Origin of the sequence: Marinobacterium sp. xm-g-59 (assembly GCF_013283315.1) — a bacterium.
GTDB lineage: Bacteria > Pseudomonadota > Gammaproteobacteria > Pseudomonadales > Balneatricaceae > Marinobacterium_E.
In genome coordinates this window covers 1-24,647 of sequence record NZ_WBYR01000016.1, presented here as the reverse complement: position 1 = coordinate 24,647, position 24,647 = coordinate 1, and the positions used below count along the sequence as shown (strand labels likewise).

Here is a 24,647-nt window from a genome sequence, read left to right as displayed (position 1 = left end):
CAGTCGTGAAACGCGTCATCGCCGATGGTAGTGTGGGGTTTCCCCATGTGAGAGTAGGTCATTGCCAGGCACCTAATAAACAAAGAACCCCAGTACCGAAAGGTCCTGGGGTTTTTTGTTTTTTGGTAGCAAGGAGACTTCTGAGCGAATGCCCATGTGACCACGCATGCACTGAAAGTGCGGCGGGGAGGCGCTGCAAGCGTCGCGAAGCGATGACGAGCAACGCTCGGCACCTATTGTAGGTCATTTCGAACTTCGTACAGGATCTCTGCCAAATCCATCGCGGCCTTTGCAAGACCGCTCCAACGGTTTTAAAAAGTCTCTGCCGACGTCAATAGCGGATGACAGGCTGAAGGCCAGTCACCGTAGCTTCGTAGTGAGTTAAGCACACCAGTGACTGGCTTTAGCCTGTCATCTGCTGTCCAATTACGCGCCCAACCTTCCCGGCCTTCGCAAGACCGCTCCAACTACCCCCTCAAATGCTTGGCAAAGAATTCTAGGGTTCTCTCCCATGCCAGCTCTGCTTCAGCTTCGCTATAGCGTGCTGTCGAGTCGTTGTGGAAGCCGTGGTTTACACCTGGGTAGGTATGAGCGGTATAGGTTTTACCAAGCTTATCCAATATAGGCTGGTAGTCGACCCAGGTTCCATTCACGCGCTTATCCAGTTCTGCAAAGTGGAACTGTAATGGAGCAGTGATCTTCTCAAATCCGTCTTCAGCAGGCGTTCCATAGAAGGGAACACCGGCGTTCAAATCTGATCCTAGATCGATCGCTAGTTGATTGACTAGGTAGCCACCAAAGCAGAATCCAACCATACCCAGTTTGCCACTGCTGAACTCGTGATTCTTAATAAACTGAGCGGCTGCAATGAAGTCTGCAACGATTTTGCTTCGCTCTAACGTACGCTGCATTGCGCGGCCTTCGTCATCGTTGCCTGGGTAACCACCCAATGGATAGAGAGCATCGGGTGCAAAGGCGATATAGCCTGCTTTGGCCAGACGTCTAGCGACGTCCTCGATGTATGGATTCAAACCACGGTTCTCGTGGGCAACCAGTACGGTCGGCGCATCATTCATCTCATCGACCCCTGCTGGAACAACTAGGTATCCGCGCCCTTTTCCATGGCCTTCAGGCGACTCGAACTCTACATATCTCCCTTTGATTTCGGGATCATTGAATGAGACCTGTTCCGCCAGGGCGTAGTTTGGTGTCAGTGCTGTCGTCATTGCGCCAAGGGTTAATCCTGCAATGCCTAAAGTGCCTAAGCGCGCTAGGAAGGTGCGTCGGTCAATATCACCGTGTGCATATTCGTCGTACCAATCAAACGCGACCTGAGGAATGGTCAGCGGGGTTTGTTCTTTTTGTTGCATATCCATGGTTGCACTCCTGTGCTGATGATTTACAGATACTCTTTTGCCTATGCGTCGGTTTCTTACTACTGGAGCAAACTCTATAATGAGTCTCTTATTTATAGCTTAGGATTTTGAAATGCGCCTAATGATATTTTTATTAACGGCCCTGCTTGTGTCGGGCTGCGTGCCATTCGTTCCGTTTATCTAATTCTAATATGCCATCAGATTTCACTATTAATCGCTTCACCACCGAGTTCTCACCGTCTGAGGACCGAATTCGAATGGTGGTCGAAGAGAGTCAGCAGCAAACGATTGTCATTTGGCTAACGCGTCGTCTTTTGGTGCGACTCATTGGGGCGATGGTTAAAGCGATTGAATCAGAGACAGTGGGGCGTCCTGAGTCGGATACTCTTCAATCATTTACTCAATACCGTGCTCAACAAGCTCAGGTCGAAGAGGCACCTGTTAAGGCGATAGAGGGCAGTTCTGAGTGGTTAATCAATCGTGTTGATCTGAATGTCTCGCATGAGCGACTGACGTTAAAGCTATTCTGTGATGAGGAGTGTGCCACTCTTGCCATGCCTCGTGTTAATGCTCGTCAGTGGCTGAATATTATGCACCGGCTATTTGAGGTCGCTGAGTGGCACTATGATAAATGGCCTAGTTGGCTTCAGCAGTCCCCCTCAGTGACTCAGCCGGCCCTGGTCCATTAAGACCGCGTCAAAATTCCATTAACAGTTTATTTACTATGCTCGCATCCATTAACGCCCTGCTACCCGATTTGCTGACCGTATCAGAATCTTGGTTTCTAATTGTGCTTTCAGGCTTTACCTCGCTGCTAACGGCAACGCTTGGCATTGGTGGCGGCGCGCTGTTGCTAGCGGTCTTGGCGCAGATAATGCCGCTTGCTGCACTGATTCCGGTGCATGGATTGGTCCAATTTGGCTCTAATTTTAATCGTGCAGTGCTGACTTGGCGCCATATTGATCGTCCATTGATCGCTCAATTTATGGCGGGTGCCGTCATAGGAGCGGTGATTGCGTCGTTCATCGTCGTTCAGTTGCCCCTGACGTGGATTCAAATTGCGGTTGGCCTATTTATATTATGGATCGTTTGGGGGCCTAAACCGAAAGGGGGAGGTCTCTCTCCAAAAGGGGCAGTTGTAGCAGGCGGGTTAACCACGATTATCTCGATGTTTGTTGGAGCAACCGGCCCTTTAGTCGGTGGGCTTGTCTACCGCACTGGAGCGGATAAGCTATCGAAAGTAGCGACAATGGCCGCAGCATTGACGGGGCAGCATCTATTAAAGGGTGTTGTGTTCGCGTTTGTTGGATTCTCATTTCTTGAGTGGCTGCCCCTCATCTCATTGATGATCCTATCGGGCGCAATAGGCACTTGGGTCGGACTCAACATTCTGCACAAGATCTCTTCTGATCTCTTTAATCAGCTGTTTCGACTGGTCATTACTCTGCTTGCGCTGCGATTACTGTGGCAGGGGGTCGAATCGTTTTTATGGCATTAACACCAAACCAGCCGCGGCCGTTAATGCTGTTGCGGTGAAACGTGCCAACCACTTAGTGTTTGACTCATCAGCGAGCTTTTTCTGCAACCAGCGGCCACCCGATGCATAAGCAATTAACGCACCGATCTCTATCACAATAAAGGTTCCGCCCATGACAGTAACCTGCTCGGCGATATTGGCTGTTGGATCCATAAATTGTGGAAAGAAGGCGGTGAAGATCAGGATCAACTTAGGGTTGGTTGAGGCGACGATCGCTTCTGATCGAGCCATCTCCCAGATTTTTGTCTCTTGTGCATCGACACTGTTCAGGTTGACCTGTGCACGGAGTGATTGCCAGGCCATGTAGAGCAAGTAAGCGGCACCGATTAGCTTCATAACAAAGAAAGCGTGTTCGCTTAGTGCAAGCAGCGCTTCTAGGCCATAAGCAAGCAGAACCAGCATCACCACCATGACGGGTAGACGCGCAAGACCGGCAACTGATGCAGCAAAGAGTGAAGTGCGTGTCCCATGTATCAGTGCTATCAGGTTATTGGGACCAGGGAAAAAGTTCATCCCGATACAGGCTGGAAGGAATATCCACCATTGAGCTTCGTTCATATCTCTCCCTATTTCCCTAAAGAGTCGGTTAACAGCAGGTAAGCTATTGTCCACATAGTAAGGGCTACGAGGCAATCTAATACGCGCCAAGCCAGTGGATTGGCAAACAGAGGTGTAAGCGCTCTCGCACCGTAGCTAATGGTTAAAAACCAGAGCAGAGAGAAACTGGATGCACCGGCTGCAAACCAATAAGTGTCTAGGCTGTCATAACGCCCTGCAATGCTGCCCAGTAGTACCACAGTATCTAGGTAGACATGGGGGTTAAGCAGGCTTAAGGCTGCGGTTGCCATCAATGCTGTAGAGAGGCTGCTAAAACCTGCGCTTTTATTAGCTTGTAGAGTGTTGCTTTTGAGTGCCGACAACCCTGCTTTGCATCCATAGAGTATCAAAAAGGCAGCACCGCCCCAGGTAACCAAGGTTAAAAATAGCTCGGAGCGATTGATTAAAGCACCCATGCCGGCGGCACCCGCAAAAATTAACAGGGTATCGATCAATGCGCAGGTGAGGGCAATCTGCCAAAAGTAGTGCTGCTTAACTCCTTGGGTTAATACAAAGGCATTTTGAGCACCAATCGCAGCGATTAAGCTCGCTCCGGTAATGGCACCTGTAATGTAAGCAGTCGGTAGCAATGTCATAGTCGGTCCAAACCAAAAGAAGCCACGGAGTTCGTGGCTTCTTGATGGCTATCCTATCTAAGCGATCGCTTAGAACGGGATGTCATCATCAAAGTCATCAAACGCAGGAGGCTGCTGTTGCGGGGCTTGTTGTTGCGGCGCCTGCTGAGGGGCTTGCTGACGCGGTGCACTCTGCTGAGGCTGTTGGTTGTAACCCATATCGCCACCCTGCTGTTGATAACCGCCGCCCATGTTGTCGCCACCGCCATTTCGGCCATCTAGCATCTGCACTTCGCTCGCTACGATTTCAGTAGTGTAGCGATCTTGTCCATCTTGACCCTGCCATTTACGGGTACGCAGTGCGCCTTCAACGTAGACTTTAGAACCTTTGCGAAGGTACTCACCAGCGATCTCAGCAAGTCGGTTAAAGAATACAATGCGGTGCCACTCGGTACGTTCGTTCATTTGCCCCGTGTTCTTGTCTTTCCAAGAGTCACTGGTTGCCAGTGTGATGTTGGTCACCGCACCACCGTTTGGCATGTAACGAGTCTCTGGGTCACCACCAATATTACCCACTAGAATTACTTTATTAATACCGCGTGCCATTCTTATCTCCGCACAAAAACTTTAATCAATTTAGGTTACTTTAACAGATCAAAAGCGGCGATTCAGCCGTAATTGCAATCTACTTATCTGTCGTATTGAACTGCATGATATAGTACTCGTTTTTTCACGGCCGGAGCAGTAATGGACACAATTCTGGTACGCGGTGCGCGCACCCATAACCTTAAAGGGATCGATCTAGAGATACCCCGCGATAAGTTAGTCGTAGTCACCGGTCTATCGGGATCTGGTAAGTCCTCACTTGCCTTCGATACGCTCTATGCTGAGGGACAGCGACGTTATGTCGAGTCACTCTCTACCTACGCGCGTCAGTTCCTATCGATGATGGAAAAACCCGAGGTGGACCACATTGAAGGTCTCTCGCCGGCCATCTCTATTGAGCAGAAGTCGACCTCCCACAACCCGCGTTCAACGGTCGGTACCATTACTGAGATCTATGACTACCTGCGCCTTCTTTACGCTCGTGCGGGTGAACCGCGTTGTCCTGATCATGATCTACCTCTAAAGGCGCAAACTATCAGTCAGATGGTCGACCAAGTGTTGGCACTGCCAGAGGGGTCTAAACTGATGCTACTGGCACCTGTTGTGCAGGATCGTAAAGGCGAGCATCTGCACACTTTGAATGAGTTAAGAGCCCAAGGCTTTGTTCGAGCTCGTATTGATGGCACGGTTGTTGATTTAGATGATGTCCCGGCGCTCGATAAGAACAAGAAGCACCGTATTGATGTGGTCGTAGATCGTTTTAAAGTGCGATCTGACCTACAGCAACGTCTTGCTGAGTCGTTTGAAACCGCCATCAATCTTACCGACGGTCTGGCAACGGTTGATTGGATGGATGAGGGTGCGGGCGAAGAGATGATCTTCTCTGCGCGTTTTGCTTGTCCTAAGTGTGGGCACTCCATTCAAGAGCTAGAGCCGCGCCTCTTCTCTTTCAACAACCCACACGGCGCTTGCCCAAGCTGCGATGGTTTGGGGGTTAAGCAGTATTTTGATCCCAACAAGGTTGTTCAAGATAACACTCTGACGCTCTCTGAAGGGGCAATTCGTGGTTGGGATCGACGCACGCTTTACTATTTCCAACAGCTTAAAGCAGTTGCCGAACACTACGGCTTTGATATCGATACGCCGTTTAAGGATCTGTCTAAAAAGCATCAAGAGGTGATCCTCTATGGCAGCGGTACTGAGACAGTACCATTCCGCTACCTGAATGATCGTGGCGATATCGTCTCTAAATCACACGCTTTTGAAGGGGTTATTAATAACCTTGAGCGTCGTTATAAAGAGACTGAGTCAGACATGGTGCGTGATGACTTAGCGAAGTACATCAACATGCAGCCTTGTCCGAGTTGTTCTGGCAGTCGTCTGCGTCGTGAAGCGCGTCACGTATTCATCGATGACAAGACACTGCCAGAGCTTGTACGTTACCCCATTGGTTCAGCATTGGACTACTTCAATGGCTTGAAGCTAGAGGGAAAACAGGGCGAGATCGCAGAGAAAGTGCTGAAAGAGATCCGTGAACGACTCAGCTTCCTTGTCAATGTCGGACTTGATTACCTCTCTCTAGAGCGCAGTGCAGAGACTCTATCAGGCGGCGAAGCTCAGCGTATTCGTCTGGCCAGTCAGATTGGTGCCGGTCTAGTCGGTGTGATGTACATCCTAGATGAGCCCTCTATCGGTCTGCACCAACGCGATAATGAGCGTCTTTTGAAGACGCTTGAGCATCTACGCGACCTGGGTAATACCGTGATTGTCGTTGAGCACGACGAGGATGCGATCCGCCAAGCTGATCATATTATTGATATTGGTCCTGGTGCCGGTGTACACGGTGGCGAGGTTGTTGGCTCAGGAAGTTATGAGGATATCGTTAACAGTGAGCGCTCACTTACTGGTCATTACCTCTCCGGCAAGCGTGCCATTGAGGTGCCCAAGCAGCGCCATGAGCGTGATCCTAAGAAGTCGCTCAAACTGTTTGGGGCCTCTGGTAACAATCTGCAAAACGTCGACCTAGAGATTCCGGTTGGCCTGTTTACCTGTATCACCGGTGTATCGGGCTCTGGTAAGTCGACACTAATTAATAATACGCTCTACCCGATTGCGGCAACGGAACTGAACAACGCGACGACCTTAACGCCAGCTCCGTATAAAAAGGTGGTCGGTATGGACCACTTCGATAAGGTAATCGATATCGATCAGAGTCCAATCGGTCGTACCCCTCGTTCAAACCCTGCAACCTATACCGGTATCTTTACTCAGGTACGCGAACTGTTTGCCGGTACCCAAGAGGCTCGTTCACGTGGCTACAAACCAGGACGATTCAGCTTCAACGTCAAAGGCGGACGTTGTGAAGCCTGTCAGGGTGATGGCGTTATTAAGGTAGAGATGCACTTCCTACCGGATGTGTACGTGCCTTGTGATGTCTGTAAAGGGAAGCGTTACAACCGCGAAACTCTGGAAGTTCAGTACAAGGGTAAAAATATTCATGAGGTGCTGGACCAAACGGTTGAGGACGCACGAGAGTTCTTCGATGCTATCCCTGCCTTGGCTCGCAGATTACAGACCCTGATCGATGTCGGCTTGAGTTATATCCGATTAGGCCAAGCGGCAACGACCCTGTCCGGTGGTGAGGCGCAGCGCGTTAAGTTGGCCAAAGAGCTCTCTAAACGTGATACCGGCAAAACGCTCTACATTCTCGATGAGCCGACGACTGGTCTTCACTTCTATGATATTGAGCAGCTGTTGACGGTCCTTAATCGTCTGCGCGATCACGGCAATACCATCGTTGTAATCGAGCACAATCTCGATGTGATTAAAACGGCGGATTGGATAGTCGATTTGGGGCCTGAAGGTGGCAGTGGCGGTGGCCGTATAGTGGCTGAAGGGACTCCTGAGCAAGTGGCTGATACTCAAGGTTCCGAGACGGGTCGTTTCCTGAAACAGATGCTTTAAAACCACACCTACAAAAAAGCCGGCATATTGAACTGACCCCCAATAGTTGGACATAACAATCCAATTATCGGGGGTCTTTTTATGTCGCTTTTCGATCAGTCCAGCTGACTAAGATCGCGAACGGCACCCTTATCTGCTGCCGTAACGAGCTTCGCGTAAGCTTTTAGCGCTGCAGAGACTTTACGAGGACGCTCTTTAGCAGGCTTCCATCCCTCTGCATCTTGCGCTGCGCGACGAGTCGCTAGCTCTTCATCGCTGACCAGAACGTCGATGGTGCGATTCGGAATGTCGATACGAATCATATCGCCATCTCGAACAAGACCGATGTTACCGCCACCAGCGGCTTCTGGTGAGACGTGACCGATCGATAGGCCTGAAGTACCACCCGAGAAACGACCATCAGTCAGAAGGGCACAAGCTTTACCTAGACCCTTAGACTTGATGTATGACGTTGGGTAGAGCATCTCTTGCATGCCTGGGCCACCCTTAGGGCCTTCGTAACGAACAATGACAACGTCGCCCGCTTTGACCAGGTCGTTTAGGATATGATCAACCGCTTCGTCTTGAGATTCAGTGATGTGTGCGGGACCTTCAAACACAAGGATCGAGTCATCAACACCGGCTGTTTTCACAACACAACCATCTTGAGCCAGGTTGCCAAACAAGACAGCTAGGCCACCCTCTTGAGAGAATGCGTGCTCTATTGAACGGATACAGCCTTCAGCGCGATCACCATCAAGAGATGGCCATCGAGTTGATTGAGAGAAGGCTTGTTGAGTTGGAATGCCGGCAGGGCCCGCTTTGTAGAACTCAACGACTTCCGGTGTTGGATTGCGCATGATGTCCCATTTATCGAGCACTTCAGCCATATCTTTACCGGCTACGCTTGGAACATCAGTGTGCAATTTACCACCACGATCGAGTTCACCCAGAATGGCCATGATGCCACCCGCGCGGTGTACATCCTCAATGTGGTATTTAGGCGTGTTCGGTGCCACTTTACAGAGCTGTGGGACGACGCGTGAAAGACGATCGATGTCAGCCAGTGTGAAATCGATCTCTGCCTCTTGGGCAATCGCTAGAAGGTGAAGAATGGTATTGGTCGAACCGCCCATTGCGATATCCAGCGTGATCGCATTTTCAAAGGCCTTGAATCCAACGCTACGAGGTAGAACGCGCTCGTTATCATTCTCGTAGTAGTCCTTAGTCATCTCAACGATGCGGCGGCCTGCCTCGAGGAAGAGGTTTTCACGGTCAGCGTGGGTTGCCACGACCGTACCGTTTCCTGGTAGAGCAAGACCTAAAGCTTCGGCCAAACAGTTCATCGAGTTGGCGGTAAACATACCAGAACAAGAACCACAGGTTGGACAGGCTGAGCGCTCAACGGCGTCTACTGTCTCATCGGAAGCCGTTGGATCGGCTGCCAGTACCATTGCATCGACTAGATCGAGCTTGTGCTCTGCTAGTTTTGTCTTGCCGGCTTCCATTGGGCCGCCGGTGACGAAGATAACAGGGATGTTCAAGCGCATAGAGGCCATCAACATTCCCGGTGTGATTTTGTCACAGTTAGAAATGCAGACAATGGCGTCCGCACAGTGTGCATTCACCATGTACTCCACTGAGTCGGCGATGATGTCACGGCTAGGAAGAGAGTAAAGCATCCCGTCGTGGCCCATTGCGATGCCGTCATCGACGGCGATGGTGTTGAACTCTTTTGCAACACCGCCCGCGCGTTCAATCTCACGTGCGACTAGCTGACCCATGTCTTTTAGGTGAACGTGGCCAGGAACGAACTGAGTAAATGAGTTGGCTACGGCAATGATCGGTTTGTGAAAGTCATCATCTTTCATACCAGTTGCACGCCAAAGCGCGCGGGCACCAGCCATATTGCGGCCAGCGGTGGATGTTTTTGAACGGTACTGTGGCATCGTCTTCTCTCTTTTGATTACGCCAAAAAATTATTCACTCAGTATATCAGATTGAACGAAATGATCAGCTTAGTCTCTGTAGGGTTTTTTACCGATTCAGACTCAATTAATATGTGCTGAGTTATTCTAATAATTATTGTTTTATCCTCGTGTTTGGAGGAGTGTTTGAAACACTTATTTTTATTGATGTTAAGCCCCGTTTTTTTGGGGTTTTCTGTTGCTAGTGCTGCTGATAAAGAGGCCGTGGCCGATGCGGTTACTGCTGTTGTTGAAGCAGAGGCTACCTCGCCTGAAGCCGTGCCAAATCCTGATGGTGTCATTGATCCTGTTGTCACCCCTGAATCGACCAGTGCGGCTGAAGTGAGTGTGGCTGATGTGCAATTGCCCTTTGATCTTAAGGCTGCAGCGGATCTGGCCATCGACACATTCGGTGGTGAAGTGGTGAAAGCGGAAGAGACACCAGACGAAGCGGGACTGCTTCTTTTCACTATACGTATCGTTAACGAAGGTCGTGTCAAAGACGTCGTTATTGATGCAGCTAATGGTGACATTATTAAGCCTCTTGAAGAGCCGCTTACTGCTGTCACCGAATCAGCTGCAGAATCTGAATCGGATAGGGTAGCTGATGAAGCTCCTGTAAGCGAGAAAGCTCCTTTAAGCGAGGAGGCTGCACAGTGAAAATACTCGTTGTTGAGGACGATCCGGATCTACGTCGTCAGCTAGTCAGTGGTCTATCGGGTCGTGGTTATACCGTGGAAGATTGCGGTGATGGTAACGAAGCGCTCTACCAGGGCAGTGAGTTTGAATACGATCTTGCGATTGTCGACATTGGCTTACCCGGCATGTCAGGCCTTGATGTTATTCGAGGCTGGCGTAAAGCGCAGAGACAGTTCCCTATTTTGATTCTTACTGCACGCGGTGATTGGCAGGATAAGGTAGAGGGGTTAGAAGCGGGCGCTGACGATTACCTTGTTAAACCTTTTCACATGGAAGAGTTGAATGCGCGCGTGAATGCACTGCTTCGCCGTGCTGCTGGCCATGCCTCCCCGCAGATGACCTTCGGCCCCATTACTTTGGATACAGTCGCACGTGCCGTATTTGTTAATGGCTCCGAAATTAAACTGACCAGCTATGAGTACCGCACACTGGAGTACCTAATGGTGCACGCCGGTAAGACGATCTCTAAAGCTGAGTTGACTGAGCATCTCTACCATCAAGATTACGATCGTGACTCCAATGTGTTGGAGGTATTTGTTCGTCGTCTTCGTCAAAAACTGGATCCTGATCAGACCTTGCATCCGATCATGACCGTCCGAGGTCTAGGCTACCGTTTTGCTCTGGAAGCCTCTGAATAAGCTCTTTTCGGGCATCAAATGGGTGCCCGGATCACTGCAGACTCGACTTCTTTGGGCGTCGATTGTTTTGCTCCCTATTCTGATAATTTTCGCCGGTGCAGCACTGCAGAACGCCTACGAGAGCAGTCTGTTTGCATCGGAGCGCTCCCAAGCGCAACTGCAAACCTATGGCATTTTGGGGTCCGCTGATCTGGTGGAGGGCGAGCTCGTCCTACCACGCCGCCTTCAAGAGCCGCGTTTCAGTCAGGTCCAATCTGGATTATCAGGGCTGGTGTTCGATGCACAAGGTCTGTTGCGTTGGCAGTCTGAGTCGAGTGCACTGCTCGAAGAGCAGTTTCTCATGCAGGTCTCAACCATCCAGCCAGAGCCGGGCAGTAGTCGCTTTCAACACTTAAAAGATCAAGGGTTCTACCTCTACGTCTACCCACTGGTTTGGGAGATTGAAGAGAAAGAGTTCCGTTACACCATCGCGATTGTGAGTTCAGATGCAGCCGCGATGGAAGAGCTGCTAGCCTTCCAACGCCAGTTGTGGGGTTGGTTATTAGCGGTCTACTTGCTGGCTCTGTTGCTGCAGTTCTTTATTCTACGTTGGGGTTTGAAACCTTTGGATGATCTTGCGGACGATCTCTCTATGATTGAGCAGGGTGAAGCAGAAAAGCTTGAAGGTGTCTATCCCTATGAGGTGGAGCGTATTACCAAGAACTTGAACCGCCTGATCGAATCCGAGCGTTCGCAACGTGAGCGCTACCGCAATACCCTAGGCGACCTTGCACACAGTCTTAAAACACCACTGGCAGTGATTCGTGGTGCCGGAGAAGAGCAACACTCGCAATCGAGCTATAAACGCTTGGTTGAAGAGCAGAGTGATCGCATGACTCAGATTGTGCAGTATCAATTGAGCCGTGCGGTGAAGTCCAAAGAGCAGGCTATGACAGGCGCCACCAGCTTGCTGCTGTCGGTCGACCGTATTGTTAACGCACTGAGTCGGGTCTATGCCGCAAAAGAGATCGATGTCGAGCGTGAAGGGTTAAATCACTTCTTCGCGGGTGATGAACGAGATCTGATGGAGATGCTCGGAAACCTGATTGAAAATGCCTTTAAGTATTGTGATCATCAGGTTCGTCTCTCTGCAACGCAAGAGCAGCAGTGGTTAGAGATTGTTATAGAGAATGATGGCCAAGCTATCTCGACAGAGGAGCATCAGGTTGTCATTGAACGAGGAGCTCGTCTCGACACCTCTCGACCCGGTCAGGGCATTGGTTTAGCCGTTGTGACGGATATTGTCAGCAGTTACAACGGGGGTATCGAAATAGCGCAGTCGGAACTTGGCGGAGCCCAGATTAGACTCCGCCTTCCGGCTGGTGAGGAGTGATTACTCCAAGATTTTAAAGAAGACTTTTGAGTTTCTTTGAAAGTTATAGAGCGCCTGACGCTCAGTGGGTAGTGCGCTTAAATCACGCTCTACAAAGCCCCTCTCCAAGAACCAGTGTGCGGTTCTTGTTGTCAGTACAAACAACTCTTTTAGGCCAATGGCTTTAGCTCGTTCAGTAATGTGCTCAAGCAGACTATCACCACGTTCACCACCACGATACTCATCACTGACCGCTATTCCGGCAAGCTCACCAACGCCCTCTTCATGGAAGGGGTAGAGCGCGGCACAGCCAATGATCGCATTATCTCGTTCAATGACAGAGAAGCGCTCAATTTCAGACTCGAGTAGCTCTCGAGAGCGGCGTACTAGTACACCGGCCTGTTCTAGAGGAGCAATGAGATCAATCAGACCGCCGACATCATCGATGCTCGCTTCCCTGACCTGCTCATAGGAGTGGCGGCTGACCATTGTGCCGTATCCGTCTCGGGTGAACAGTTCCGTTAGCAGTGCACCATCTTCTTGGTAGCTCACTAGGTGACAACGAGGCACGCCACGCTCACAAGCATCAGCCGCGGCACCAAGAAGACAAGCGATCTCGGAGTGTGGTTGAGTCGGGTCATCAAGATTCGCTAAGTAGTGCGAAACCAGACGTTTAGCCGTCGATGCGAGCAGTTCACTGCGCAGCTCGCCTTGACTATCACGTATACCCTGCTGTGCACCAAACAGCACAAGTTTGTCGGCGTTCAGTGCCGTCGCTACATTCACTGCGACCTCCTCAACCGATAGGTTGAAGATCTCTCCAGTCGGTGAGTAACCTAGGTTGGTCACCAGCACTATGTTCTCTAGGGCTAACTGTTGTTGAATTGCTTCACTATCGACACGACGCAGCTCACCGGTTAATCCCATATCCACGCCATCAAGAACACCCAAGGGTTTAGCCATAACAAAGTTGCCACTGACAACGCGTATTTTTGCGCCATGCATCGGTGTGTTGGCAAGGCTCATAGAGAGGCGTGCTTCAAACTCAGTTCTGACATTGGCGACGGCATCAATGACATCACCCATCAGGTCTGGCGATGTAATACGCTGATCGTGGTGCAGTCGAACCTCTTTGCCGGCTGCTTGAAGGCGTTGATCAATTTGTGGACGTGCACCGTGCACCAGAACGAGCTTTACACCTAAGCCATTCAGCAGCGCAATGTCATGAATAATGTTAGCAAAGTTGTCGCTGGCAACCGCCTCGCCCGTCAGCATCATCACCATCGTCTTATCACGATGATGGTGGATGTAGGGTGATGAGTGCCTAAACCACTTCACATAGTTCGATGAGCTATCCATCGTTAACAGCCTTTCACACAGTATTGATTGATTAGATTATGCAACAGATCGAGGGTGGGAGCGAATTGATCCAGCGCTAAGAACTCATCTGGCTGGTGAGCCTGATCAATCGACCCAGGTCCGAGTACCAGTGTCTGCATCCCCATCTGCTGTAAGAAGGGCGCCTCTGTGCCAAACGCGACCGCTTCTGCTCTGTGTCCAGTGAGTCGTTCGACACATGCCACAAATTCGCTTTCGCTCTGCTCAAACGGAGGAATACCGGGGAACAGAGATCGAACACTCAGATCCACTCTGTGTTTCTGTTCTATTGGCTTGAGCCGATCGCTGATTAGGTTGCGCAGTCCATCCATCGACATGCCCGGCAGCGGGCGAAGGTCAAATTCCAACTCACACTGTCCGCAGATCCGATTGGGATTATCTCCACCGTGGATACAGCCAAGATTCATGGTCGGGACATCGATTCTAAAGTTTGAGTTCTGATACTTAGACTGCAGCTCGCTGCGTATTGTGAGCAACTCATTCATCACACCATTCATTGCCTCTAGCGCATTGGCCCCAAGCGATGGATCGGATGAGTGACCCGCTTGCCCCTCGATGCGAACCGCTTCCATCATCATGCCTTTATGCATTCTGATCGGCTTCAGGCTGGTCGGCTCGCCGATCAACGCAGCACGTGCCTTGGGTTTGCCCGCATCGACCAAGGCTCTTGCGCCAGACATCGACGACTCCTCATCGGCTGTTGCGAGAATGATCAGCGGTGCTTGTAAGGGTGTATCTTTGTACTGTTTGGCGGCTTCAATCGCCAGTGCTAAAAAGCCTTTCATATCACAGGTGCCCAACCCGTACAGTTTTTGATCTCGCTCTTCGACTTTAAAAGGGTCTGATTTCCAAAGCTCTGGATCACAGGGCACAGTATCGGTATGGCCCGAGAGAACAAGGCCGCCAGGTCCTGTGCCTAAGGTCGCGATTAGATTGGCTTTGCCTGGGTTATTGGGAACCGGCATCACCTCACATTGAAACCCTAGCGATTCACACCAGGTGTGCAGTAACTCAATGACGCCAAGGTTTGAGTGATCCCATTTCGGTGTGGTTGAGCTGATAGAGGGTACGGCGATCAGTGAGCTGATCATCTCTATCGGCTTGGGTGGCATGGGCATGGTCGGCTCTCCATAAACATTTCATCTGACTTTATCCTGTTCCAGTGCGTTGGTCACTGATTCAGAGCTCAAAACTCTTGTACAATGGCTTAAACACCCGCGTTATTGAGAATGGAATCATGTCTAAAGAGCTTGAGTTAAAGTTAGGTTGCCTTCCGACTGTGGCAGCACAGGTCTGCGCACTGCCGTTTTTAAGTGACTTACCCAGTGAATCAAAGCTCCTTCTGAATCTCTATTACGATACGCCGGATGAGTCTTTGAAACGGATGAAAATGGCGTTGCGCATTCGTAAATCTGGCGATCAGTGGATACAGACTTTGAAAACGACGGGGATAACCGATGCATCGGGGCTCTCCACTCGTGGTGAATATGAGTGGGTGATCGATGGGCCCAATCTCAAGTTGGATCTTCTAAAGGCGTTGCTGCCCGCCGATATCGACAGTGACAGTCTCTACCCTGTCTTTTCAACCAACTTTAAGCGCACAACCTGGCTCTATCAACGCGAACAGACGCAGATCGAGATCGCTTGTGATCAGGGTGAAGTACGAACCGGCAATCGTATTGAGCCGATCTCTGAGGTGGAGCTAGAGCTAAAACAGGGCGATGCCGGTGCTCTGTTTGAACTTGCTGAACAATTGACTCGATTGAGCCCACTATGGATCGGTCAGCGTAGCAAGGCGCAGCGTGGCTGGGAGCTAAGATTCGAGTACCCGCCTGCCCCAGAGTTACCATCGCTTATCATGGAGCGTGGCGATTTGGCTGAGCGTGTAGAGCGCCTCTCGGCCATGACCATTTGTTGGCAGCGCTGTTATGAATTGATTCCAATCACTCTCGCACCAACGGTCATTACCACGCTCTGTTCTGCCCTGGAACAACAGATTGCACTGTTGCGACAGTTAAGTGATTTAGAAGCCTCTGCAGGGCTGCTGAAGGAGTACGAAGCACTGCTTACTCGAGTCATGCCTCTTTATGATTTGGCCTATTTTAGCGGCTCTTCTCCAGCTTTTTATAAGACCATTCAAGAGAGATCACGATCGATCTCTGCTGAACTGTTGAATGATCCTTCAATCGGTCAGTTAGCGCTCAGAACGGCTCACTTCATTCGTGAAACGACTCAAGGAGCGGGTGATGAATAAGGTTCTGATCATTAATACCGGTGGCACCTTTGGTATGGTGCAAGGTGAAGCCGGGCTGGCGCCCTCTGCCGATCTTGAATTACGGCTGCGAGAACAGGTGCCTGAGTTAGCGCACTATGCGTTTGATCTCGTCGACCTGCTTCCCCTCATCGACAGTTCGGATCTTCGTTTAAATGATTGGACGCGCATCTGCAAAACGATCATAGCTGAACAGCAACACTATGCCGGATTTATTGTGATTCACGGCACGGATACCTTAGCGTACACCGCATCGGCGTTGAGCTTTGCGCTACTGGGTTTAAGTCAGCCTGTTGTGGTGACAGGATCTCAGTACCCTTTAGGTGTTAAGGGCAGTGATGCGCCAACTAACCTGTTGGATTCGCTTAGCTATCTGGCTCAATCGGATGTTAGAGGCGTTCGTGTCTGTTTTGGCGGCCTTAATCTTCAGGCAAACCGTATTCGAAAAGTAGATGCTCAGGACTATGTCGCTTTTGAGATGCCAAACGGTGAGGTCTCATCTATCCATGAAGCTGCGGTTCCAGAAGTGATGGGCTACCAAGAGGGCGCAGTCGCGACCCTTTTAATCTACCCCGGAATTCCAGCCGCCATCATGGATGGGATTCTGACTGATGATCGGCTGCGAGCCGTTGTCTTGTTGAGCTTTGGCAGTGGCAATATTCCAACGACCAGCAGTGACTTTGGCGATGCACTTAGGCGTGCTCATGAGAAAGGTGTGCTGTTGGTTAACATGACCCAGTGTCTGAAAGGTCGAGTCATTCAAGGGGCTTATGAGACCGGCGCTTTGTTAGCAGAGTTGGGCGCATTGCCGGGTTTTGATATGACTCCTGAAGCGGCTTTTGCCAAACTGCACTATCTGTTTGCAAAGGGCGCAGACAAAAAAGCGGTTGAGGCCCAATGGCAACAACCGCTTTGTGGAGAGCTTCAGCCCTGAGAAGAGCTTTAGCCTTCATTGAGGGGTGAAGGCTCTGTATTAGTGCCCCAGAATCTGACTTAGGAAGAGTTTAGTACGCTCGTTCTGTGGATTGTTAAAGAACTCGTTGGGTTCATTCTCTTCCACAATTTGTCCTGCATCCATGAAGATGACACGGTCAGCAACTTTCTTAGCGAAGCCCATCTCGTGTGTCACACACAACATGGTCATACCCTCTTCAGCGAGCTCAACCATGACGTCGAGTACCTCTTTGATCATCTCGGGATCGAGCGCTGACGTCGGCTCATCAAATAGCATGATGTTTGGGTTCATGCAGAGTGAGCGCGCGATCGCGACACGCTGCTGCTGACCACCCGATAGCTGGCCTGGGTACTTATCAGCTTGATCTGGAATCTTAACGCGCTCTAGGTACTTCATTGCGATCTCTTCAGCTTCCGCTTTTGGCTTCTTCTGAACCCAGATCGGACCAAGTGTTAGGTTTTCCAGAATGGTTAGGTGAGGGAATAGGTTGAAGTGCTGGAACACCATGCCCACGTCGCGGCGGATCTTCTCGATATTCTTAACGTCTTCAATCATCTCGACACCGTCAACCACTAGAGATCCCTCTTGGAACTCCTCTAGGCGGTTGATACAGCGAATGGTGGTCGATTTGCCTGAGCCCGACGGGCCACAGATAACGATACGCTCACCTTTTTTAACACGCAGATTGATATCACGTAGTACGTGGAAATTACCGTACCACTTGTTTAGGTTCTCAATAACGATGACATCTTGAGAGTCTGCTGCTGAGTTAGTTGCGGTCATGATTAGTCTCTCTTATCAGTATTCATTTGACGTTCGATGCGGCGAGCAAGCACCGACATGCTGAAACAGCTCCCCCAGAACACGAGGAAGACAAATAGGTAACCTTCAAGCGCATGGCCACCTAGCCAGTAGGAGTTAGACAGAGCTGTCTGCAGTGTTTGAACGACTTCCGGGATGCCGATGATCAACAAGAAGGTTGTGTTCTTAAACAGCATAACAAAGGTTGCCAGAATGTTGGGCATCGACACTTTGATAACCTGCGGCAAGATGATCAATAGAATCTTCTGCCAGTAGCTAAGGCCGATCGAATCGGCCGCTTCGTATTGACCAGAGGGGACAGCTTGGAATCCACCACGGAATACTTCCGCCATGTAACCTGACATGAAGAAGATCAATACCAACCAGACACGAATCAACTTATCGACGTTCGTTCCTTCAGCAAAGAAGAGTGGCAGCATCACTGAGCCCATGAAGAAGAGCGACAGTACCGGCACACCACGGAAGAACTCGATAAAGATAACCGAAACAGATCGGATAAATGGCATCTCTGAGCGACGACCCAATGCCCATAGGAAGCTGAATGGGAAGGCGACGATGATGCTGGCGGCTGCCATAAAGACGTTGAGCGTAAATCCGCCCCACAGATCAGTACTGACAACCTCTAGGCCTAACCAACGGCCATCCAAGATAGCGATACCCACAATCGGTAGTAGTAGCCAAGAGGTGATTGAAGCTTTCAGGCGAATCGATTTTGGTAGCGTGAATGACGCCGCAATCACCATCACCAGCAACACTAGCGTTAAGTTGATACGCCATACCTCTTCAACAGGGTAAGTCCCATAGAAGAATTGGTAAGACCAAGCGTTAATAAAGACCCAACAAGCACCCTCTTTGACACAAGCATCTTCTGTGGTGCCGGTGAAATTTGCCGACCAAAAAGCCCAGTCAAAGATAAGTGGTAGGTAGTAAGCCAGCAGTGCAATGACTGAAAGGGTTACGACCGAGTTTGGGATCGAAGAGAAAAGGTTGTCACGCAGCCAGGCTGTAAAACCGACGGTTTTAATCGGTGCCGGGCGGGCTGCAATAGGCTGAAATTCTTTCATTATGCGCTCCTATCTGCTCACCAACGCAACCGCGTTGTTAAATCGGTTCATGAGGAACGAGATCACCATATTGACCACAAAGTAGACGATAATGGTCATGAAGATGGTCTCAATCGCTTGTCCCGTCTGGTTCAGAGCGGTGCCGACAAATACGTTGAATAGATCGGGATAACCGACCGCCGCCGCAAGAGTAGAGTTCTTCACCAGTGACTGATACTCGGAGTTCAGTAGCGGCACAATGACACGCATCGCCTGAGGAACGATGATCAATGACATGATCTTATTCTCACGCAAACCAATGCTGCGAGCCGCTTCTGTTTGACCGTGTGGAATCGATTGCACACCTGCACGCACGGCTTCGGCAATGAATGCACCAGTGTAGACCGACAGCGCAATGGCAAGCGACATCAGCTCTGGGATGACGGTAATACCACCGAAGTAGTTAAAGCCCTTTAGAGCTGGGTATTCAACGGTGAATGGAAAGCCCGTTAACGCTGCAACAATTAATGGAAATAGAATCACCATGGCGATGCTGGTCTTCAGCACAGGGAACTGTTGGCCGGTCAGCTCTTGACGTTTTTTGGCCCAGCGACGCAGTACAAAAATTCCTGCAACGGCAGCGCCTAAAGCGATCCAGACCAAAGATGATAGATCGCCGCCAATCAGTTTAGGTAGGTAGAGGCCGCGAACGTTGAGGAACACAGCTTCGCCTAAACTCAAGCTTTGGCGAGCGCCAGGCAGACTGGATAGAACGGCGAAGTACCAGAAGAACACCTGTAGCAGAAGCGGTACGTTTCGGAAGATTTCTACATAGACCAGAGCAATCTTACGAATCAACCAGTTATGCGAGAAGTGCGCCACACCAAAGATAAATCCAAGTAGCGTCGCGAAGAAGATACCGATGGCCGAGACCAAAAGGGTGTTTAAGAAACCGACAACAAATATTCGTCCGTAGGTGTCGGTCGACTCAAAGGAGATCAACGACATCAAGACATCATAGCCTGCAGCTGCGCCTAAGAAGTCGAAACCGGTTTTGATCCCCGTCGCTTCCATGTTGGCCAGCGTGTTGCCAATGATGGTGCCAAAGAAATAGAGCAACCCAGCGACCAGTGCGATCTGATAGAAGAAACCGCGGATGCGTGGGTTGTTATAAAAGGCGTTGGAGGTGGTTCCGGAGCTCGATTTACGGCTCGCTGACTTAACCTCTTCAATGGTTTTTTGTTTGAACATTGAATTAACCTAAAAATAGAGTGCTTTCACGCAGAAAGGGGCACTGTTGTGCCCCTTTTTAGATCGCTTCGGTTTTAGCGCATAGCTGGTGCGTATAGGATACCGCCATCACGCCAAGACGCGTTGATACCACGTGCTAGCTTAAGTGGTGAATCCATACCCACGTTACGCTCAAACGACTCTGAGTAGTTACCTACTTGAGTGATGATGTTGTAAGCCCAGTCAGCACTTAGACCTAGGTTAGCACCTAGTTCACCTTCAGCACCTAGTAGACGCTTGTTAGCTGGGTTGCCGTTCGCTTTCATGTCAGCTGCGTTTGCAGAAGTGACCTTCTGCTCTTCTGCTTCGATCATTGCGTTTAGAGACCACTTAACAATGTTGAACCACTGGTCATCGCCTTGACGAACTACTGGGCCTAGAGGCTCTTTAGAGATAACTTCGGGAAGAATCACTGCATTGCCTGGGTTAGCTAGACCGATACGAAGTGCCGCTAGCTGAGAACCGTCTGATGTTAGGAAGTCACAACGACCTGATTCGAAACCTTGACGAGTTTGGTCAGAGGTATCGAAAGTAACCGCTTTGTATGACATGCCGTTCTCACGGAAGTAGTCAGCGATTGCAAGCTCAGTAGAGGTACCCGCTTGGATACATGCGTTTGCACCGTCTAGCTCAGTTGCGCTTGATACGCCTAGATCTTTCATGACCATGAATGACGCACCGTCGTAGTAGTTAGTACCAGCAAAGTTGATACCTAGTGATGTATCACGAGTGTGAGTCCAAGTCGTGTTACGAGATAGCATGTCGATTTCGCCAGACGCTAGCGCAGTGAAACGCTCTTTAGCGGTTAGCGGTTTGTATTGAACAGCTTCTGAATCGCCAAGTACTGCAGCTGCAACCGCACGACACATATCAACGTCGAGACCGCTCCATTTGCCGTTCTCATCTTTTTGAGAGAAGCCTGCAAGACCAGTAGATACACCACAAGTTAGGGTGCCACGGCTCTTAACATCGTCAAGAGTAGCTGCTTGAACTGCACCAGCAGTCATTGTTGCAGCAAGGATAGAAGCGGTTAGTAAAGCTTTCTTAGCCATTATGTAGATCCTCTTTTGAGTAGGTTGTTGTTCTTTTTCCACAGCAACTAGTGTGCCAACAATTTTCAGTGAGTCATTTTCATCGACATTCATCGTTAAAAATTGTCTGAAAGTTACGGTATAACGGGGTGTTTTGATCAAATAATCTTTAATACCCAACGCCAGCACTCTGCTTACTCTTTTAAGATTGTGTCATTCTGACTCAAAGGTCAATACTAAAGTAGGGCTTAAATTGAGCTTTTGCACAGTATTGGTGCAATTTGATTTAAGTCCTGTTCCTCTTATAACTGAACGCAGTATATTAGTCCTATTGGCAAGATTTCGGAGTGGTTTGAGTGACAGCGATATTGAATGACTACCTAGAAAAACAGCAGCAAAAGGTTTCAGCAGCAAGAGATCTGCTTGAATCAGATCACAATCGGTTGGCGGAGTTAGATCGAGTGCTATTGGGATCTGACTATGTTGCGGATCAGCTGCAGCGTCATCCCGAATTGATTGAGCAGTTAAACCTTGATGTTGGTGAGCTTCCAACAGGTGCTTTAACAGCGCAAGTGTTGGCGGCTGTTGAAGCTGTGGGGAGTGAAGAGGCACTGAGTGTTGCGCTGCGTCGCCTGCGTCGATTGGCCATGGTTAGAATTATTTGGCGCGACTTGAACCGATTGGCCGATCTAACAGAAACCACCCGGATGCTCTCCGAACTGGCCGATGCCACTACTGATGCAGCATTGAATTGGCTGCACCAAGATCTAGTCAAAGATCTGGGTGAGCCAATGGACTTAGATGGAAATTTGCAACGCATGGCCGTCATTGGAATGGGCAAATTGGGGGCACATGAGCTCAATCTCTCCTCGGATATCGACCTGATGTTTACCTTCCCCGCCAATGGCGAAACCCAAGGTGGCCGCCGTTCACTATCCAACCAAGAGTTCTTTACACGACTGGGTAAAAGATTGATTCGTGTTTTAGATGCCCCCACAGCCGAGGGCTTTGTATTCCGTGTCGATATGCGTCTGCGTCCGTTTGGATCTTCTGGTCCATTGGTTGCCAGTTTTGATGCCATGGAGCAGTACTACCAGACACAGGGGCGTGAGTGGGAGCGTTATGCGTTGATCAAAGCGCGTATCATCTCGGGTGATAAGGAAGCTGGCGCCCAGTTGATGCAGGATCTGCGCCCCTTTGTCTATCGTAAGTACATTGACTACAGCGCCTTTGAATCTTTGCGTGAAATGAAAGGGATGATTGAGCGTGAGAACCGTTTAAAGGGTCGTGAGAATAACGTTAAGTTGGGAGCCGGAGGTATTCGCGAGGTTGAGTTCATCGCTCAAGCCTTTCAGCTAATCCGCGGCGGGCGTGATACACGTTTGCAGCAACGAGAGTTGTGCAACATATTGCCACTTCTCCCAGAGGTAGTCGGCATTCCAGACGTGGTTGTGACAGAGCTAACCCATGCCTACGTCTTCCTGCGTAATGTGGAACATGCGATTCAGGCGCAAGCCGATAAGCAGACCCAAGAGCTACCAGCTGATGATCTCGGTATGCAGCGCCTTGCCTACTCCATGGGCTTTACGAGTCCAGAGGCGCTTTTAACAGAGCTAAATGAGCATCGAAGTCGAGTCTCACAGCACTTTGCAGATGTTATTGCACCAGTGGATCAGGAAGGCAATGCCGAGCAAACTGAGAGCGATGCGCATCTTACGGGCCTCTGGCATGAGGAGTTTGCAGATCAGGAGGCGCTGGCTCACTATCTGACAGAGCTGGGTTACAGCGAAACCGATCGAGCGTTGAAGGCACTGGTTTCGCTGCGCCAGTTAAGAACGGTACAGGCGTTGCAAAATGTCGGGCAGGAGCGTTTGTTGGATCTGCTGCCTCGTTTGCTCCGGGATCTGTCGGGCGTGGAAAACGCAGAAGAGACTTTGGAGCGGGTTTTGCAGCTGATTCAAGCTGTAGTGCGTCGTTCAGCCTATCTTCTTCTGCTAGCCGAAAACCCCAGTGCTCGAGCGCAGTTGGTAAAGCTCTGTTCAGCCAGTCCATGGTTTGCAGAGAAGTTAGCTCATCAACCGGTCCTTCTTGATGAGCTGATTGATGCATCATCACTGTTCAATCCACCGGACGCACAAGCTTTATCCAATGAGTTACGACAGCAGTTGATGCGTATCCCAGAGGATGACATTGAGCAGTTAATGGAAGCGCTGCGTTACTTTAGAAATGCCCATATTCTGCGAGTGGCTGCTGCGGATATCACAGGTGCATTGCCTCTGATGAAAGTGAGTGATTACTTAACCTGGCTAGCAGAAGCAATTCTTCAGGCGGTTTTGCAGATCGCATGGCGCGATATGACAACTAAATATGGCACGCCGCAGCGATCGGCAGGAGTTCCATGCGATCAAGATTTTGTCATAATCGGCTTTGGTAAATTGGGGGGTATTGAACTATCTTATGGATCGGATCTGGATCTGGTTTTTGTGCATGATGCGCCCAGTAACCTAATGACCATTGGCGGTAATAAAGAGATAGCCAATGACGTTTTTTTCACGCGTCTAGGTCAGCGCATCATTCATATATTGAATACCTTTACTACCTCGGGTCAGCTTTATGAGGTCGATATGCGTCTGCGACCCTCGGGCAATTCTGGACTCTTGGTCAGCTCCTTGAATGCCTTTGAAGCCTATCAACTGAACGAAGCCTGGACCTGGGAGCATCAGGCACTGGTTCGTGCCCGTGTGGTGGCAGGGTCGAGTCGGCTCAAAGCCGAATTCGAAGCGGTGCGTGCTAAGGTCCTTTGTAAAGAGAGGGATGCTGAATCGTTACGTGAAGAGGTGATCGCAATGCGCCAGAAGATGCGTGATCATCTTGGCACTGCAGAGGGTTCAGAAGCGTTCAATATCAAACAGGATGCTGGCGGTATTGTCGATATCGAGTTTGCGGTGCAGTACCTTGTGCTCAGATACGCTAAAGAGACAGCTGCGCTTTATGAGTTCACTGATAACGTGCGCATTATTGAGGCTCTGGCGGATGCGGGTTATTTGGATCAAACCCAGGCTGAAGTGTTAAGCGAGAGTTATAAAACTTACCGCGCATTAGGCCATCGCCAGACTCTACAAAACGCGAAGGGCTTGATCTCCAGTGCAGAATTAATAGATCTACGCCAATCTGTAAAAGATGTTTGGCAATCAATTTTTAAACAGAGTACTTGATTGTGTTGATGGATTTAGACCAATCCTTATTTCAGTTAATCAATAAGAGTTTGGGAAACCCCATTTTCGACTGGATTATGCCTTTATTAACCCATCTCGGTGATAAAGAGGTGGTCTGGGGGCTTATAGCGCTTATTGGTGTGTCGATTCCTGCCGAGCGTTTTGTCAGTAGTAGTATGGGAATTCCTGTCTCAAATAGAGTGTCAGTGTAATCCCCCCATTTGTAATGGGAGTTTTGCGTAGAGCCTAGGCTGCTTCTAACAGCCATCTCGGTGGTACGCCGCCGATAGCGGTGTTTGGTCTCTCATTGTTGTACTTCCAAAGCCATTCAG

At 50.0% G+C, this 24,647-nt stretch carries 21 protein-coding genes; 10 read left to right on the top strand and 11 right to left on the bottom strand.

The window, feature by feature from the left end:
- Positions 1 to 467 precede the first annotated feature (467 nt).
- Positions 468 to 1,376: a dienelactone hydrolase family protein gene (locus XMG59_RS11665; RefSeq protein WP_173495564.1), complete on the bottom strand. Its 909-nt coding sequence runs from the start codon at positions 1,374 to 1,376 to the stop codon at positions 468 to 470.
- 191 nt (positions 1,377 to 1,567) lie between these two features.
- Between XMG59_RS11665 and XMG59_RS11660 the strand changes: the two genes are divergently transcribed.
- Positions 1,568 to 2,065 (top strand): hypothetical protein, encoded by a 498-nt coding sequence (locus tag XMG59_RS11660; protein ID WP_173480023.1) that lies wholly within the window; start codon positions 1,568 to 1,570, stop codon positions 2,063 to 2,065.
- Between the two features lie 35 nt (positions 2,066 to 2,100).
- Positions 2,101 to 2,874, top strand: a complete 774-nt coding sequence (locus tag XMG59_RS11655; RefSeq protein WP_173498780.1) for a sulfite exporter TauE/SafE family protein — start codon at positions 2,101 to 2,103, stop codon at positions 2,872 to 2,874.
- Here the strand turns inward: XMG59_RS11655 and XMG59_RS11650 are convergent.
- The 3 genes from XMG59_RS11650 to ssb all read right to left on the bottom strand — a co-directional run bounded on the left by XMG59_RS11650 (position 2,863) and on the right by ssb (position 4,691).
- Positions 2,863 to 3,471 (bottom strand): LysE family translocator, encoded by a 609-nt coding sequence (locus XMG59_RS11650; RefSeq protein ID WP_173480025.1) that lies wholly within the window; start codon positions 3,469 to 3,471, stop codon positions 2,863 to 2,865. The two genes, XMG59_RS11655 and XMG59_RS11650, sit on opposite strands and share 12 nt — an antisense overlap.
- Before the next feature lie 8 nt (positions 3,472 to 3,479).
- Entirely contained in the window at positions 3,480 to 4,106 is a 627-nt protein-coding gene (locus XMG59_RS11645; protein ID WP_173482818.1) for a LysE/ArgO family amino acid transporter, read from the bottom strand.
- A gap of 69 nt (positions 4,107 to 4,175) precedes the next feature.
- Positions 4,176 to 4,691 carry a single-stranded DNA-binding protein gene (gene ssb / locus XMG59_RS11640; RefSeq protein ID WP_173498779.1) on the bottom strand — a complete coding sequence of 172 codons (516 nt, stop codon included), beginning with the start codon at positions 4,689 to 4,691 and terminating at the stop codon, positions 4,176 to 4,178.
- 141 nt (positions 4,692 to 4,832) lie between these two features.
- Here ssb and uvrA point away from each other — a divergent pair, with 141 nt between their 5' ends.
- Positions 4,833 to 7,655 (top strand): excinuclease ABC subunit UvrA, encoded by a 2,823-nt coding sequence (gene uvrA / locus XMG59_RS11635; protein ID WP_173498778.1) that lies wholly within the window; start codon positions 4,833 to 4,835, stop codon positions 7,653 to 7,655.
- Positions 7,656 to 7,750: 95 nt separating this feature from the next.
- On the opposite strand, the gene ilvD is transcribed toward uvrA, so the two are convergent.
- Positions 7,751 to 9,583, bottom strand: coding sequence for a dihydroxy-acid dehydratase (gene ilvD, locus XMG59_RS11630; RefSeq protein WP_173498777.1), 1,833 nt, complete (start codon positions 9,581 to 9,583; stop codon positions 7,751 to 7,753).
- Positions 9,584 to 9,748: 165 nt separating this feature from the next.
- Here ilvD and XMG59_RS11625 point away from each other — a divergent pair, with 165 nt between their 5' ends.
- The 3 genes from XMG59_RS11625 to XMG59_RS11615 are packed head-to-tail and all read left to right on the top strand — an operon-like array spanning position 9,749 to position 12,310.
- On the top strand, positions 9,749 to 10,261 hold the full coding sequence (locus XMG59_RS11625; protein ID WP_173498776.1) for a PepSY domain-containing protein: 513 nt from the start codon (positions 9,749 to 9,751) through the stop codon (positions 10,259 to 10,261).
- Complete coding sequence (locus XMG59_RS11620; RefSeq protein WP_173498775.1) at positions 10,258 to 10,938, top strand: response regulator transcription factor; 681 nt, start codon at positions 10,258 to 10,260, stop codon at positions 10,936 to 10,938. The genes XMG59_RS11625 and XMG59_RS11620 overlap by 4 nt, the downstream gene beginning before the upstream one ends.
- Positions 10,916 to 12,310, top strand: a complete 1,395-nt coding sequence (locus XMG59_RS11615) for an ATP-binding protein (RefSeq protein WP_254447124.1) — start codon at positions 10,916 to 10,918, stop codon at positions 12,308 to 12,310. Before XMG59_RS11620 ends, XMG59_RS11615 begins: the two co-directional genes overlap by 23 nt.
- Here the strand turns inward: XMG59_RS11615 and argA are convergent, their stop codons facing one another.
- Together argA and argE are read right to left on the bottom strand one after the other, a co-directional pair.
- Positions 12,311 to 13,648, bottom strand: coding sequence for an amino-acid N-acetyltransferase (gene argA, locus XMG59_RS11610; RefSeq protein WP_173498774.1), 1,338 nt, complete (start codon positions 13,646 to 13,648; stop codon positions 12,311 to 12,313).
- Positions 13,649 to 13,650: 2 nt separating this feature from the next.
- The gene (gene argE, locus XMG59_RS11605; protein ID WP_173498773.1) at positions 13,651 to 14,805 is read right to left on the bottom strand and encodes an acetylornithine deacetylase; all 1,155 of its coding nucleotides are present in this window, start codon (positions 14,803 to 14,805) and stop codon (positions 13,651 to 13,653) included.
- Between the two features lie 119 nt (positions 14,806 to 14,924).
- Here argE and XMG59_RS11600 point away from each other — a divergent pair, with 119 nt between their 5' ends.
- Together XMG59_RS11600 and XMG59_RS11595 are read left to right on the top strand one after the other, a co-directional pair.
- Entirely contained in the window at positions 14,925 to 15,941 is a 1,017-nt protein-coding gene (locus tag XMG59_RS11600) for a CYTH domain-containing protein (protein ID WP_173498772.1), read from the top strand.
- The gene (locus tag XMG59_RS11595; protein WP_173498771.1) at positions 15,934 to 16,893 is read left to right on the top strand and encodes an asparaginase; all 960 of its coding nucleotides are present in this window, start codon (positions 15,934 to 15,936) and stop codon (positions 16,891 to 16,893) included. Before XMG59_RS11600 ends, XMG59_RS11595 begins: the two co-directional genes overlap by 8 nt.
- Positions 16,894 to 16,932: 39 nt before the next feature.
- Here the strand turns inward: XMG59_RS11595 and XMG59_RS11590 are convergent, their stop codons facing one another.
- From XMG59_RS11590 to XMG59_RS11575, 4 genes are all read right to left on the bottom strand, one after another.
- On the bottom strand, positions 16,933 to 17,697 hold the full coding sequence (locus tag XMG59_RS11590; RefSeq protein ID WP_173480036.1) for an amino acid ABC transporter ATP-binding protein: 765 nt from the start codon (positions 17,695 to 17,697) through the stop codon (positions 16,933 to 16,935).
- 2 nt (positions 17,698 to 17,699) lie between these two features.
- Entirely contained in the window at positions 17,700 to 18,800 is a 1,101-nt protein-coding gene (locus XMG59_RS11585; RefSeq protein WP_173482814.1) for an amino acid ABC transporter permease, read from the bottom strand.
- Between the two features lie 9 nt (positions 18,801 to 18,809).
- The gene (locus XMG59_RS11580; protein WP_173498770.1) at positions 18,810 to 20,030 is read right to left on the bottom strand and encodes an amino acid ABC transporter permease; all 1,221 of its coding nucleotides are present in this window, start codon (positions 20,028 to 20,030) and stop codon (positions 18,810 to 18,812) included.
- Between the two features lie 74 nt (positions 20,031 to 20,104).
- Positions 20,105 to 21,121, bottom strand: a complete 1,017-nt coding sequence (locus tag XMG59_RS11575) for an amino acid ABC transporter substrate-binding protein (RefSeq protein WP_173480039.1) — start codon at positions 21,119 to 21,121, stop codon at positions 20,105 to 20,107.
- Positions 21,122 to 21,456: 335 nt separating this feature from the next.
- Here XMG59_RS11575 and glnE point away from each other — a divergent pair, with 335 nt between their 5' ends.
- The gene (gene glnE / locus XMG59_RS11570) at positions 21,457 to 24,315 is read left to right on the top strand and encodes a bifunctional [glutamate--ammonia ligase]-adenylyl-L-tyrosine phosphorylase/[glutamate--ammonia-ligase] adenylyltransferase (RefSeq protein ID WP_173498769.1); all 2,859 of its coding nucleotides are present in this window, start codon (positions 21,457 to 21,459) and stop codon (positions 24,313 to 24,315) included.
- Between the two features lie 77 nt (positions 24,316 to 24,392).
- Positions 24,393 to 24,527, top strand: coding sequence for a hypothetical protein (locus XMG59_RS12215; protein ID WP_256429706.1), 135 nt, complete (start codon positions 24,393 to 24,395; stop codon positions 24,525 to 24,527).
- Positions 24,528 to 24,647: the final 120 nt, after the last annotated feature.

Bases quoted from the DNA above. Each gene is read 5' to 3' on its own strand.
- XMG59_RS11665 (WP_173495564.1), bottom strand. From the start codon at position 1,376: ATGGATATGCAACAAAAAGAACAAACCCCGCTGACCATTCCTCAGGTC.
- XMG59_RS11660 (WP_173480023.1), top strand. From the start codon at position 1,568: ATGCCATCAGATTTCACTATTAATCGCTTCACCACCGAGTTCTCACCG.
- XMG59_RS11655 (WP_173498780.1), top strand. From the start codon at position 2,101: ATGCTCGCATCCATTAACGCCCTGCTACCCGATTTGCTGACCGTATCA.
- XMG59_RS11650 (WP_173480025.1), bottom strand. From the start codon at position 3,471: ATGAACGAAGCTCAATGGTGGATATTCCTTCCAGCCTGTATCGGGATG.
- XMG59_RS11645 (WP_173482818.1), bottom strand. From the start codon at position 4,106: ATGACATTGCTACCGACTGCTTACATTACAGGTGCCATTACCGGAGCG.
- ssb (WP_173498779.1), bottom strand. From the start codon at position 4,691: ATGGCACGCGGTATTAATAAAGTAATTCTAGTGGGTAATATTGGTGGT.
- uvrA (WP_173498778.1), top strand. From the start codon at position 4,833: ATGGACACAATTCTGGTACGCGGTGCGCGCACCCATAACCTTAAAGGG.
- ilvD (WP_173498777.1), bottom strand. From the start codon at position 9,583: ATGCCACAGTACCGTTCAAAAACATCCACCGCTGGCCGCAATATGGCT.
- argA (WP_173498774.1), bottom strand. From the start codon at position 13,648: ATGGATAGCTCATCGAACTATGTGAAGTGGTTTAGGCACTCATCACCC.
- argE (WP_173498773.1), bottom strand. From the start codon at position 14,805: ATGCCCATGCCACCCAAGCCGATAGAGATGATCAGCTCACTGATCGCC.
- XMG59_RS11600 (WP_173498772.1), top strand. From the start codon at position 14,925: ATGTCTAAAGAGCTTGAGTTAAAGTTAGGTTGCCTTCCGACTGTGGCA.
- XMG59_RS11595 (WP_173498771.1), top strand. From the start codon at position 15,934: ATGAATAAGGTTCTGATCATTAATACCGGTGGCACCTTTGGTATGGTG.
- XMG59_RS11590 (WP_173480036.1), bottom strand. From the start codon at position 17,697: ATGACCGCAACTAACTCAGCAGCAGACTCTCAAGATGTCATCGTTATT.
- XMG59_RS11585 (WP_173482814.1), bottom strand. From the start codon at position 18,800: ATGAAAGAATTTCAGCCTATTGCAGCCCGCCCGGCACCGATTAAAACC.
- XMG59_RS11580 (WP_173498770.1), bottom strand. From the start codon at position 20,030: ATGTTCAAACAAAAAACCATTGAAGAGGTTAAGTCAGCGAGCCGTAAA.
- XMG59_RS11575 (WP_173480039.1), bottom strand. From the start codon at position 21,121: ATGGCTAAGAAAGCTTTACTAACCGCTTCTATCCTTGCTGCAACAATG.
- XMG59_RS12215 (WP_256429706.1), top strand. From the start codon at position 24,393: ATGCCTTTATTAACCCATCTCGGTGATAAAGAGGTGGTCTGGGGGCTT.